The organism is Fluctibacter corallii, from assembly GCF_025751585.1.
GTDB classification, from domain to species: domain Bacteria; phylum Pseudomonadota; class Gammaproteobacteria; order Enterobacterales; family Alteromonadaceae; genus Fluctibacter_A; species Fluctibacter_A corallii.
Window position 1 is genome coordinate 86742 of sequence record NZ_JAOWKX010000008.1, and the last position, 12437, is coordinate 99178.

Below are 12437 nucleotides of genomic sequence, written 5' to 3' on the forward strand. Positions count from 1 at the left end.
CGACGTTGGTAGACTTCTGCGTCTTAGCTTGCGACGTATTTTGACTCCGTGCCCTATGTGTATCATGCTAAGCGTCTCCTTCAAGTAATGAAGTTTAAAATGAGGGTGTTAATATGAAATCTCCACCAAACTTTAACGTTTCTATTCGTAACGGCGTTATTTTTGTAAGGTTACGTGGAGACTGGGATGTCACAACCGATTTTCAATATTTATCAGCGTTAAGCAGTGCAATGCAATCAATGCGTGGCAATCCGTGGGCAATCATTGTAGATATGCGCGGCTGGCATCTTAGCCGACAGTTTATTCAAAATACCCAAAAAGCAGATATCGATTTAGATCGACGCAATCAAAAAGCGGAATGTTGGTTGGTTGACCATCCAAATCAAGCAGAACACTTGATTCATCACATGGCAAACGCAAACCTTCCCTTTCTTCGAACAACAAGTGTAGAAAAAGCAGTCGGTTTTTTGTCTGGTCATGGATTCGTGGTTGACAATATTGTACACCTATCCCATGTGTGATTTTCACGCAGATAAATTTCTTCAATTACACGCTTTGAACGCTCTCGACAGGGGTTAATTATTTTACCTAAACATATATGGTTGATATGATGCTTTTTTAACCCACTAAAAAGGAAAAAAAGTGAAAGCATCTCAACTCTTACCCACCCTACTCATAATGGGAAGCACAAGTTTTGCTATGGCAGACGACTTTCCTGCCCTAGATGAAGCACTACCTACCCTTGTTGACGCTTACACCATTGCACCTGTATTTGATTTTGACGGCGACGGTTGCTTTCCTAGCGCAGGTATTAGCCGTGCTGGTGAAATGAATGGCGGTCTAAAAACAAGCGGGCCATTAGGCGGACATTGCCGAAGCCATGACTTTCTCAATACATCAAATACGTTACATCGACATGCATGTTTGGAAAATCAAGGCGATGAGTATTGTGGCCATATTTACATGCTTTATTTTGAGAAAGACCAAGTAATACCGTACCTTGGTTTCGGTCATCGACACGATTGGGAGTATGCCGCAGTTTTCACTAAAAACGGCGTAGTGACTCACGGTACATATAGCTCTCACGGTGACGCCATTACCAAACCGGCAAGTGAACTCCCTTTTGAAGGCACACACCTTAAAATTGTTTACCACAAAGACGGGGCACTTACCCATGCGATGCGTTTTGCCAAACAACCGACAGAAATCGCGGAGAACCCCTATGGACGTTTCGTAACTCCGACAATTACAAGTTGGTACAAGATTGTGGGTGATGGCCTGTCAAACGCTGACATGCGCTACAGATTGAACAACTATGATTATGGCAGCGCGCATATTTCAGTCAAAGATAGCAGCTTTCTCGGCAGTCTCAATAAAGCCAAACCTTCGAGCTACCCACAATTTACCCAAGCTAGCATAGATAACGCAGCAGAATAAACCTGCTATCGGGTAGCAAATTAATCGGTAACTATCGATATAAAAAGAAAAGGCTCCGAGTGGAGCCTTTATCGATCTTGTTGAATCTCTTACGATTCCGCTTTCTCTTGCGGCTTCATATGCGGGAATAAAATCACATCTTTAATGGTTGGGCTGTCTGTAAACAACATGACCAATCGATCAATACCAATTCCCTCACCCGCCGTTGGAGGAAGGCCATACTCTAACGCTCGGATATAGTCTTCATCATAGTGCATCGCCTCATCGTCACCCGCTTCTTTTTCTTCCACTTGTTTACGGAAACGTGCCGCTTGGTCTTCTGCATCGTTTAGCTCAGAGAAGCCATTTGCCAGCTCTCTTCCACCAACGAAGAATTCGAACCGGTCAGTAATAAACGGATTCTCGTCATTACGACGCGCTAATGGTGAGACTTCCCAAGGGTAAGCAGTAATGAAGGTAGGCTGCATAAGCTGTTCTTCGGCCGTCGCCTCAAAAATCTCACACAGATATTTACCCGCACCCCAAATACCATCCACTTCCGGCTCTTTGATGTGCAACTGTTTTGCCATCGCTTTTAGTTCATCCAAATGATTCTCTGGATCGTTAATCGCTGTTGCGTTGGCTTCTGGCCAGTATTTCAGAATCGCTTCATTCATCGTCAAGCGCTGGAAAGGCTGTCCAAAATCATATTCTATGGTGTCTACTACTTCGCCTTCGCTGTTTTTCATCGTATTTTTGATGATTGCAGAGCCCATTACGTCTTCTGCCAACGTGCGAAGCATGTCTTCTGTTAAGTCCATCAAGTCGTTAAAATCAGCATACGCCTGATAGAATTCAAGCATGGTGAACTCAGGATTATGACGTGTTGATAGACCTTCATTTCGGAAGTTACGATTAATTTCGTACACACGCTCAAAGCCACCGACAACAAGACGCTTTAAATAAAGCTCAGGTGCGATACGTAAGAACATTTCTATATCGAGTGCATTATGGTGCGTCACAAATGGACGCGCCGTCGCGCCGCCTGGAATCACTTGGAGCATGGGTGTTTCAACTTCCATGAAATCGCGATCACTGAGGTACTTGCGGATACCATTTACAATTTGACTACGGACACGGAATGTCTCTCGTGTATCAGGATTGGTAATCAAATCAACATAACGTTGACGGTATTTGGTTTCCTGATCAGCTAAACCATGAAACTTTTCTGGAAGCGGACGCAATGACTTAGTCAGCAACACATACTCTGACATATTAACGTATAAGTCACCTTTGCCAGATTTATTTAAGTCGCCTTTCACACCAATGATGTCACCAATATCCAATGAACCATAGCGTGCTTTAATGTCTTTTTGTGTGTCTTTATCGGCATACGCTTGAATACGTCCGGTCATGTCCTGAAGTAACAAGAACGGCCCACGTTTAGCCATAATGCGACCCGCAATACTGACTACTTTACTTAGTTCAGCTAAAGATTCTTTATCTTGCTCACCAAATTCAGTTTGCAATTCATTGCTGTAGAATTCACGACGGAAGTCATTCGGAAAGCCATTGGCTTTACACTGCTCACGAATGCTATCTAATTTGCCCCGGCGCTCTGCGATCAATTTGTTTTCGTCTTGTTGTATATCAGTCATCGACTTTCCTGATTTGCTATTTTTAAAGACCAGATTTAAGGCTAGCCTGAATGAATTTATCTAAATCGCCATCCAATACCGCTTGGGTATTGCGCGTTTCTACACCCGTACGTAAGTCTTTGATGCGTGAGTCGTCAAGCACGTAAGAACGAATCTGACTTCCCCACCCAATATCTGACTTGCCGTCTTCCATGGCTTGCTTTTCTTCGTTTTGTTTCTGCATTTCAAACTCATAGAGCTTTGCTTTTAGCTGCTTCATGGCTTGATCTTTATTTTTATGCTGTGAACGATCATTTTGACATTGAACAACAATGCCTGAAGGTTCATGAGTAATACGCACTGCGGAATCCGTTCGGTTTACATGCTGACCACCCGCACCTGACGCACGATAAGTATCGATGCGCAAGTCAGCTGGGTTGATTTCAATCTCTATATCGTCATCAATTTCAGGATAAGCAAACGCAGAGGCAAATGATGTGTGACGACGATTACCTGAATCAAAAGGTGACTTTCGCACTAATCGGTGCACGCCGGTTTCCGTTCTTAACCAACCAAACGCGTATTCGCCCGCAAAACGTATAGTCGCACTTTTAATACCAGCAACATCACCGTCAGACACTTCAATTAGTTCGGTTTTAAAGCCATGCTCTTCTCCCCAACGCAAGTACATGCGAAGGAGCATATTCGCCCAATCCTGTGCTTCGGTGCCACCCGAGCCAGCTTGAATATCGAGGTAACAATCGTTCGCGTCTTGTTCACCAGAGAACATACGGCGAAACTCTAACTCTTCTAATTTATTTATTAGCCCATCAAGCTCGGCTTGTGCTTCGTTGAATGTGTCTTCGTCTTCTGCTTCAACCGCAAGTTCCAACAGCCCTTCGACGTCATCAGCACCTTGAGTCAATTGCTCAATGGTATTCACCACAGTTTCTAACGCAACCTTTTCTTTGCCAAGAGCTTGCGCTCTTTCTGGTTCGTTCCAAACGTCAGGACTCTCTAGTTCGCGGTTTACCTCTTCTAATCGTTCGCACTTTTCAGCGAAGTCAAAGGTACCCCCTAAGCAGTTCAGTGCGTCCGCGCACGTCTGCAATACCATTTTGTACAGGATTGATTTCAAACATAAAACGATTCAACGAGAAAAGTAAAAAAGAGGCGAATTTTACCTAAAAACGACTGGGTTTTACAGTGTAAAAATGACTAGTCATGTGAAGAATTAGAATAAGAGGCATAGCTGTGAAGGTATTATATTTTTATTGTGCAAAGCAAAACCACATTAATCTCGCCATGATATGACAAAAATGGGACTATTCACCAATGAGAAGAAAGATGGGAAAATGCCTTCTACCATGAACGCATCTTCCCATTTTAATGAATTAGCTTTTTAACTTGTTAAGTGTATCCACGAGTTCACGGCCTAAGTTTTTCAACGCTGCATCTAGTTTCTCGTCGGTGATGTTGCCGTTTTCATCAAATTTCTCAAAGGCTTTAGGCACAGATTTTTGCGTAGGCAACACCATTGTACCTAAATTTTCCATTAACATTCTCAGAGGTACAAGTACACGCATTCCACCGAGCGCACCCGGTGAAGCTGCCATGATTGCAGCCACTTTGCCTTTATAAGCAGCAAGAGGCTTTTCATCACCAACTTTTCTAGATGCCCAATCAATCGCATTTTTAAATAATGCGCTGTAAGCGCTGTTATATTCGGGAGACGCAATCAAGAAGCCATCGCTTTCCATCAATAGTTCTTTGAAACGCTGGCCCCCTTCGTGCATGCCTTTTTCAGCCTCCAGATCTTCAGTAAATATGGGCATGTCATAATCTTCCAGATTAACAATCGTAACTTCGGCACCTGCTTCGCGCGCGCCCTCAGCCGCCACTTTCACTACCTTCTTATTTACAGAGTCTCTTCTTCCACTTCCAGCAAACGCTACAATTTTTATCATAGTAATATCTTCCTAAAGTACAGCCCAACACGTGCTTCAAACGTTATACAAGCCTAAAAAACAGAAAACGACGCATATCGCGTCGTTTCACTTCATTAAGTATGATTAGCAGTTATAGTATGTCTTATACCAATTTACAAAATTGCCAATCCCTTCTTTTATGGTCGTCTGAGGACGATAATTCACATCTTCCACCAATGCTTCTACATCTGCATAGGTATCTGGAACGTCGCCAGGTTGCAGCGGAAGAAGCTCTTTCTCGGCTTTTTTGCCCAGCGCGTCTTCTAACGTTTCAATGTAGTTAAGCAACTGAACTGGAGACTGATTCCCAATGTTGTAAACGCGCCAAGGTGCTTTACTTGTACCAGGATCAGGCTTCTCACCGCTCCATTGCTCATTCGGCTGCGCTGTATGATCTAGCGTACGAATAATTCCTTCTACGATGTCATCGATGTACGTAAAGTCTCTGCGGTGATTACCGTAGTTAAATACCTTAATCGGATCGCCTTCCATAATCGCCTTAGTGAACAAGAATAAGGCCATATCGGGACGTCCCCACGGGCCATATACCGTAAAGAATCTTAGTCCAGTTGTCGGCAAATTATATAAATGGCTATAAGTATGGGCCATCAACTCGTTGGCTTTTTTACTTGCTGCATAAAGAGACAAAGGATGATCAACATTATCGTGAACAGAAAATGGCATAGACTCATTCGCGCCATAAACCGAGCTCGATGATGCGTAAACCAAGTGCGCAACTTTGTTATGTCGGCAGCCTTCTAGAATATTAGTAAAACCAACAATATTAGCGTCAATATACGCATGAGGATTCTCAATGGAGTATCTCACACCAGCTTGCGCCGCTAGGTGTACCACTTTATCAAACTTGTGTTCTTCGAAAAGCGAGGCCATCCCCTCACGATCTTCAACCCCCATCTTTACAAATGTAAAGTTGTACGCTTTTTCATGCTGTTCAATACGCTTAAGACGATCATATTTCAAATTGACATCGTAATAGTCGTTGATGTTATCCAGCCCGACAACCTCGTCACCACGCTCAAGTAAATACAGGCTTACATGAGAACCAATAAAACCTGCTGCACCAGTAACCAACACTTTCATAACTTAATTCCTACAGCCTAATATCGACATCTTTTTTATCAAAGATGTATTTTAAATCATAAATCACGCTGTCTGCTTTCCCAAGCGCGCGTAATTCTTCACCCGATAGCGCCTTAAACTCATTGTGAGCAACGGCGGCAATGATGGCGTCATACTTACCTAATTCAGGTTTATCAATCAAAGACAAACCGTATTCTTCCGCTACTTCGTCTGATTCAGCCCAAGGGTCGTAAATGTCTAAGTTAACATGATAATTCGTCAGTTCATGAGCAATATCAACGACTTTGGTGTTACGAATATCAGGGCAATTTTCCTTGAAGGTTATTCCCATCAACAACACGTTAGCACCCGTCACCATTATCTTCCGTTGCAACATGGTTTTTACTAATCGACTGACAACGTATTCACCCATATTGTCATTAATGCGACGCCCAGCCAAAATCACTTGTGGGTGGTGTCCCATTTCTTCCGCTTTATGGGTCAAGTAATATGGGTCTACACCAATACAGTGACCACCAACTAAACCGGGGCGGAAAGGCAAGAAGTTCCATTTACTGCCCGCAGCAAGTAATACTTCTTCAGTATCAATGCCCATGCGTGAAAATATCATGGCAAGTTCATTAATAAGGGCAATATTCAAGTCTCGTTGCGTGTTCTCGATCACTTTTGCAGCCTCTGCAACCTTGATCGATGATGCTTTATGCGTGCCAGCCTCAATAATGGTGCGATAAAGCGCATCTACCTTTTCTGCAATCTGCTCATTCGAACCAGACGTCACCTTGACAATATTTTCAAGCCGGTGTTTTTTGTCACCTGGATTGATACGTTCTGGGCTATACCCTGCATAGAAATCCTGATTGAAAACCAACCCCGATACTTTCTCAATTATTGGAATACAATCTTCTTCTGTTGCACCAGGATAAACGGTTGATTCATAGATAACTGTGGTGCCTTTAGTGATGACTCCACCAATCATCTCACTGGCTTTCACAAGCGGAGTCAGATCTGGCTGCTTATTTTTATCAATCGGCGTAGGAACGGTAACAATAATGTAATCGACATCAGCGATGTCTTGAGGATTGCAGCTGTAACTGAGAGATTTCACCGACGCAAGCTCTTCATCAGACACTTCAAGTGTATGATCATGCCCCGACTTAAGTTCTTCAATTCGAGCTTGGTTAATATCAAAACCAATTGTTGTGAATTTTTTACCAAATGCCACTGCCAATGGCAACCCTACGTAGCCCAGACCAATGACAGCAATTTTGGTATTTTGATCAATCGTTACCAACTGCTAACTCCTTCTTAGCATCTGTTTATTCTTTTTCTGCGCCAAGCCGAATAGAGGCTCCGTCAACGCAGTTCACTTATTTTTTATGGTATCACAGCAATAACACAATGTTACGAAATTACTGCTAAGTTCTCGCACTATCTTTGCCAAATACTAACCCCATTATCCCCAGACAGGATTTCACTACCACATGTTTTAAAAATGTGATTATCGGCATCTTTAGAATATGTCCACGCCAATATACGACATATTTAGCGAATTTAGTTACGCCGTGCGTAAGCGCAGAATGGTCGGGTACAACTGCGTTAGGATAAATGTGTTTACACAAGTATGTTTGCCAGCTTCCACGCAATAAATTCAAAGCAAACGGATCAGGAACTGCTGTATTGAAAAATAGGCGTAGCATGTAAAAGCAACAGCCTAATTCAAATAGTTTGTTGTCTTGTTCTGCCAGAGCAACGGTACGTTCGATGAGTTCAGAAGAGTCTGGCGCAGACAGTAATAAGTGTAAGTCAAATAAGTCACGAAAACCTCGGCTAACATCTTCATTCAACATCAAATGGATAACCGAATGTAACACCATCGCTTCACGTCGAAAAACACGCCCCTTAGCGCACAAAACTGAAGCGTGGGTATAAAGATTGATATCAGGTGCTTTCCCACTGATGGGCAAATATAAGTTATGGTGCAAATCGAGTACCGTGCCACGTATAGGGTGAAAAAATGGTGGTAGCTCATGAGCCAGATCACGATAATAATGATCGTCGTATTCAGTCATCTCTTCGTGTTTCCAGCCAGCGCTTAATAATGCGGCTTCAGCCTTAAGCAAGTACTCACGCTTTACCCACACGTCAATGTCATTTAAGAATCGCCCCTGACTGTTTGCTGTACCCGCTAAGGCATAAGCGGCCCCCTTCAAGAAAACGGGTGTGACCCCTTCAGCTTCCAATATTGCAGACATTTGGGTACATTCAAACAGAACTTGCTTTTTTTGCCTTTCCGCTAACTTTGCTGCTGACTGCATGTGTCGCCATACCCAATGTGGAATGCAGCTAGTTTTGTCTGACTCATAATATGCAAAGTACGCAGCAGCAAGCAGTTTAGATTCTCGCAACACTGATAAGAGCAGACTCCACGTCTCATCAGTAAATTCTGAGAGATGGCTTCTTCCCGTTATAAAATCGGCCAAAAAAGCGATTTTCATCTTGCCCCTCATTGAGAGCACACCTCGTTGTCTAAAAACGAAGCGATATCAGCCAAGTCAGAATATACCGCGCTGTAGGTACTGGCTTTTTCAAGAACGCCAGATAAAGCACAAAATCCCGTTTCGCCTAAAACATGGTAATTAAACGCGTTATCAACTAAATATTGAAACGTATCTGTTTGATTGACTAATGTGATTGAGGTTTGCGCATTTTTTTCGTATTGAGGAAATACCACCGCTGCAATTGGCACGCTTTCTAGCCTAGCATAATCAGACCATTTCAAGGTTTTAACGTGAGCAACAGTGCCTTTAATGGTATCAAAGCAGCGGGGTGTAACCGTTGCCGTGGGAAACCTCTTTTCAATAATGTCTATCGAGTTATTTTTCAAGCAAACAGGCCGATACAGAGGGCGTACTGTATATGTCTGAAAGTCAATCACAGCCATTTCATCAGAGTAAACCGTCCACCCTGACAACCCAAGAAAAGCACTCAATGTACTTTTTCCCGAACCTGGTAATGCCGGAAAAATAATCGCTTTATTATTTTTTACCAATACAGCTGCATGTAATAACAAATGGTCAAACACATGCGCACTGATACACCAATTCATGCCCCACTCTAACAACGGATACGCCTGTGACCTCGGCATAGGTTTAAAGGGCGAAGAAGCATCAGCAAAAAATTTAATCTGCGGGCGAATCCATCGGCGAATGTATGACTCTGTTTTCAACGATATAGAGAAGTCTGCACGATCTACATTGGGCGCATCACCATAGATCGTATTCGCATTAATCAATGCTTGTTGAGTAGCTGTGTGCAATTTGAAGGAATACAAGCCAGCATTGATGATCACGAGCAGGTGTCCTTATCTAGGAACCAATTATCAGACAACCAGTTGAGCACCTCATTGGCTTCTGACTCACTCACGTTAAGCCAATCACAAAATTGTACCAATGAAAATGTGGACTTAGACTCGATCGCTCGACGCAAAAAAGACGTGTTTTCAGGTGATGCTATATTCAAGGTCACCGTATTTCCACTATACTGCGAGAACAAAGCAACACCGCTTTCATCTGAAAACGGTGTACTTAAAATATCATCACTAAATCGGTATGTCGGCAGAGACACCGGCTGTTCTATGCGCAGGGCAATTGCGTAACAACAAAGCCAGAGACAGGTTCGCCGCTCATGTTCCACGAAATAGCAGAGACACTCTCTGGACGGCCTTGATTGATCTCAGAATAGGCGAACAATAAAATGTCCGTTACTAATTGCTGCGCGGCTTGCATGTTACCTTGATAGCCCGAGCCATAAAAACCGTAATAGGCGTTCAAATAGACCGCAGCCAAATGATACAGCATATTACCATCGCCTGAACCATTGCTCGCCAAAGCAGCAGCCAAATTGTCACTCGAAGTAATAAGATCCTGCGGCAGCCCCATGCTTACATTGGTAATGAAGTTTTCAATCGAAGTTTTGTAGCACTCGCGATAGGACTTCTTCATTGCTTTTTTATCACTGTTACGCATGTTGGAGTGGTTTACTTCTTGAATTTTCTGATTCAAATTCAAGAATGCACCTTGCACACCGTTACGGGTTTTCCAAAAACCTGGTGAACGACCATTAGGTAATACTGGCATACTACATTGATGCTTATCTGCGTGCGCAGCTGACATGTTTCCTGACATTGCGCCTGATACAGAACACGCTCCCCATACTGATTGTGCAGGGAGAGAGGTGATCACGATACCGCTACCCGCTTTTTTTAGGAATCTTCTACGATCCTTAACAACAGACAACGTTGACTTTTCCATGCCTTCCTGATTACTCATTGCTCAACCTCAATTGGGGGTACATCTAATGCGCTAACTAGACATTCTCTGCAAAATCCAAGCCAAATCACAAACCTTTGAAAAATATAGGTTTTACAGGCTAACAGAGCGCTTTTTGTAAAAAATACTGACACTTACTTAAGCTCATCTTGAATTGATGAAAGCAAAGTGCGTAAATATTTTACAGGTATCGCGTAAGTAATGCCACTCGGATTTGATAATACCGTTTCTTTGGATTCTTTAACGAATACCTTATTAATAATACCCACAACATTTCCCGTTTCAACATCGTATAAAGCACTACCACTGTTACCTGGGTAGGCTGTTGCATCTAACTGATAAATTAAATAAGGGTGCTTTAAGCGTCTTATAATTTGGGGGGTTAAGGCGGAAGAAGAATGCATGGGTCGAACAATAGGCGTAACTGCTGAAATAATACCGCGATGTGTAGCGGGGAAAAGCCCTAACACCGCGCCAATTGGAAACCCGGTAAAACCGACTTCTGTTCCCTCTACCACCGAGTCTTTATTATCTAATGTTAAGGCTGGCAACGCCCTATTGATTTTTAAAATAGCCAAATCATGAATGACATCAAAGGTCAGCACCTCTGCGTCTAGAATGTCTGGATTATTTCCTGTACCAACAAATACGACGCGCTTTTCAAGAACCTCCGTATCTAACGGCTTCTCTACTACATGATAGTTTGTCACTATCAAGGTGCCGTCTCCAATCGCAAATCCACTCCCTTCCAGTCGCGCACGCGGAGATGCGAGAGGGTTAAAGACGCCAATTCCTACAACCGATGGTTTTATCTTCGGAATGATATTCTGCAACGCTGTCGCCGACACCTGTGGTAATAAACACAAGCCAACTACTAACAAAAATATTTTGCACATGCGAAGCGTCATGATGTCTCCTTAATCTATTCGCTTATTGGGTAATCTGCGTTGTAATATTAACAACGTTAGCGTAAGTGAAGTTTGCCGAATCATGTATTAATTGACTATGGTAAAGCTAATACATCTTAACTGTAACATACCCTATGAGGATAGTTCCGCCTACATCATTTGAACAAAATTCGACGATAAAACATGAAGATATCACGCGAATTGTTCCCATTTTCTCTGGGGGAGGTACACGCTTAACGGCGCACATTGGCATATTGCATGCGCTCGAATCTTTACCCCTCGCTATTTCACATATGGTGGGAGTGTCAGGTGGCTCTATCGTATCGGCGCTTTACTGCAGCGGCATGAAGCTTGACGATATCATGGCGTTAGCTATCGAGACTGATTTTAAGCAATTTAGAGGATATTCACTTTTTCGCCTATTGAAAGATGGGGGCTTAAGTGACGGCGAACACTTTGAACAGTGGATGGACAAAAAACTCAGAGGTCTCACGTTTGCAGATATTGAGTACGACCTCAGTATTGTCGCTACAGATGTTAATGGCGGCGGACCTGTTATATTTAATCGAGAATATACGCCTGAACTAAAAGTGTCAGCGGCAGTGAGGTTTTCAATGTCTATTCCGTTGATATTCAGTTTTAAACCTTTTCGCGATTATGTGTTAACCGATGGCGCTATTTTATCTGAAGATGCCTTATTCAACGATTGGACTGGCGACGCGACACCAAATCTCTGCTTCAGGCTCCGTGGGGCACAAACCAAAACGGATAAAAAGCGTGCAAAATTTTTTCAGTTACCTGAATTTATATTTATGCTTATTCGCACATTTATGACCGCCCTCTCTAGAGAATACGTACATGCAAACCACTGGCACAATACTATCGTTGTCGATACGGGAGAGATCTCCTCCGTCGAATTCAACCTGACGAAAGAGCAAAAGTTTACGCTATACAAACAGGGTTTTGACACTGCAATGATGTATGTGCCCAAAAAACTCAATTTACAACTTGAGACGAACGTACCTGACATAACAAATAGAATGAAAACATGAATTTATT

Annotated in this window: 13 protein-coding genes; 3 read left to right on the plus strand and 10 right to left on the minus strand. The window is 42.9% G+C overall.

The window, feature by feature from the left end; translation table 11 throughout:
- Positions 1 to 113 precede the first annotated feature (113 nt).
- Positions 114 to 521 (plus strand): hypothetical protein, encoded by a 408-nt coding sequence (locus OE749_RS14995; protein WP_263713290.1) that lies wholly within the window; start codon positions 114 to 116, stop codon positions 519 to 521.
- A 121-nt stretch (positions 522 to 642) separates the two neighbouring features.
- Positions 643 to 1437 (plus strand): NPP1 family protein, encoded by a 795-nt coding sequence (locus OE749_RS15000; protein ID WP_263713291.1) that lies wholly within the window; start codon positions 643 to 645, stop codon positions 1435 to 1437.
- A gap of 89 nt (positions 1438 to 1526) precedes the next feature.
- Here the strand turns inward: OE749_RS15000 and lysS are convergent, their stop codons facing one another.
- From lysS to OE749_RS15050, 10 genes are all read right to left on the minus strand, one after another.
- On the minus strand, positions 1527 to 3074 hold the full coding sequence (lysS, locus tag OE749_RS15005) for a lysine--tRNA ligase (protein WP_263713292.1): 1548 nt from the start codon (positions 3072 to 3074) through the stop codon (positions 1527 to 1529).
- A 22-nt stretch (positions 3075 to 3096) separates the two neighbouring features.
- Positions 3097 to 4195 (minus strand): peptide chain release factor 2 gene (gene prfB / locus OE749_RS15010; RefSeq protein WP_263713293.1). Its coding sequence is split into 2 segments (ribosomal slippage): positions 3097 to 4119 and positions 4121 to 4195, totalling 1098 coding nucleotides; the frame shifts between segments, so codons are not numbered across the junction.
- A gap of 252 nt (positions 4196 to 4447) precedes the next feature.
- Complete coding sequence (locus tag OE749_RS15015) at positions 4448 to 5020, minus strand: NADPH-dependent FMN reductase (RefSeq protein WP_263713294.1); 573 nt, start codon at positions 5018 to 5020, stop codon at positions 4448 to 4450.
- 105 nt (positions 5021 to 5125) lie between these two features.
- On the minus strand, positions 5126 to 6142 hold the full coding sequence (locus OE749_RS15020; RefSeq protein WP_263713295.1) for an NAD-dependent epimerase: 1017 nt from the start codon (positions 6140 to 6142) through the stop codon (positions 5126 to 5128).
- A 10-nt stretch (positions 6143 to 6152) separates the two neighbouring features.
- On the minus strand, positions 6153 to 7424 hold the full coding sequence (tviB, locus tag OE749_RS15025) for a Vi polysaccharide biosynthesis UDP-N-acetylglucosamine C-6 dehydrogenase TviB (RefSeq protein ID WP_404828190.1): 1272 nt from the start codon (positions 7422 to 7424) through the stop codon (positions 6153 to 6155).
- Positions 7425 to 7557: 133 nt separating this feature from the next.
- On the minus strand, positions 7558 to 8637 hold the full coding sequence (locus OE749_RS15030) for a nucleotidyltransferase family protein (RefSeq protein WP_263713297.1): 1080 nt from the start codon (positions 8635 to 8637) through the stop codon (positions 7558 to 7560).
- Positions 8638 to 8645: 8 nt separating this feature from the next.
- Positions 8646 to 9491: an HprK-related kinase A gene (locus tag OE749_RS15035; RefSeq protein WP_263713298.1), complete on the minus strand. Its 846-nt coding sequence runs from the start codon at positions 9489 to 9491 to the stop codon at positions 8646 to 8648.
- On the minus strand, positions 9488 to 9766 hold the full coding sequence (locus OE749_RS15040; protein ID WP_263713299.1) for a hypothetical protein: 279 nt from the start codon (positions 9764 to 9766) through the stop codon (positions 9488 to 9490). The genes OE749_RS15035 and OE749_RS15040 overlap by 4 nt, the downstream gene beginning before the upstream one ends.
- Before the next feature lie 8 nt (positions 9767 to 9774).
- On the minus strand, positions 9775 to 10470 hold the full coding sequence (locus OE749_RS15045) for a hypothetical protein (RefSeq protein WP_263713300.1): 696 nt from the start codon (positions 10468 to 10470) through the stop codon (positions 9775 to 9777).
- A 134-nt stretch (positions 10471 to 10604) separates the two neighbouring features.
- Positions 10605 to 11378 (minus strand): S1 family peptidase, encoded by a 774-nt coding sequence (locus tag OE749_RS15050; RefSeq protein ID WP_263713301.1) that lies wholly within the window; start codon positions 11376 to 11378, stop codon positions 10605 to 10607.
- 134 nt (positions 11379 to 11512) lie between these two features.
- Between OE749_RS15050 and OE749_RS15055 the strand changes: the two genes are divergently transcribed.
- Positions 11513 to 12430, plus strand: coding sequence for a patatin-like phospholipase family protein (locus tag OE749_RS15055; RefSeq protein WP_263713302.1), 918 nt, complete (start codon positions 11513 to 11515; stop codon positions 12428 to 12430).
- Positions 12431 to 12437 lie beyond the last annotated feature (7 nt).

What these genes read in the sequence shown, in the direction of transcription:
- OE749_RS14995 (WP_263713290.1), top strand. Translation starts at nt 114, where the DNA reads ATGAAATCTCCACCAAACTTTAACGTTTCTATTCGTAACGGCGTTATT.
- lysS (WP_263713292.1), bottom strand. Translation starts at nt 3,074, where the DNA reads ATGACTGATATACAACAAGACGAAAACAAATTGATCGCAGAGCGCCGG.
- OE749_RS15015 (WP_263713294.1), bottom strand. Translation starts at nt 5,020, where the DNA reads ATGATAAAAATTGTAGCGTTTGCTGGAAGTGGAAGAAGAGACTCTGTA.
- OE749_RS15020 (WP_263713295.1), bottom strand. Translation starts at nt 6,142, where the DNA reads ATGAAAGTGTTGGTTACTGGTGCAGCAGGTTTTATTGGTTCTCATGTA.
- OE749_RS15030 (WP_263713297.1), bottom strand. Translation starts at nt 8,637, where the DNA reads ATGAAAATCGCTTTTTTGGCCGATTTTATAACGGGAAGAAGCCATCTC.
- OE749_RS15045 (WP_263713300.1), bottom strand. Translation starts at nt 10,470, where the DNA reads ATGAGTAATCAGGAAGGCATGGAAAAGTCAACGTTGTCTGTTGTTAAG.
- OE749_RS15050 (WP_263713301.1), bottom strand. Translation starts at nt 11,378, where the DNA reads ATGACGCTTCGCATGTGCAAAATATTTTTGTTAGTAGTTGGCTTGTGT.
- OE749_RS15055 (WP_263713302.1), top strand. Translation starts at nt 11,513, where the DNA reads ATGAGGATAGTTCCGCCTACATCATTTGAACAAAATTCGACGATAAAA.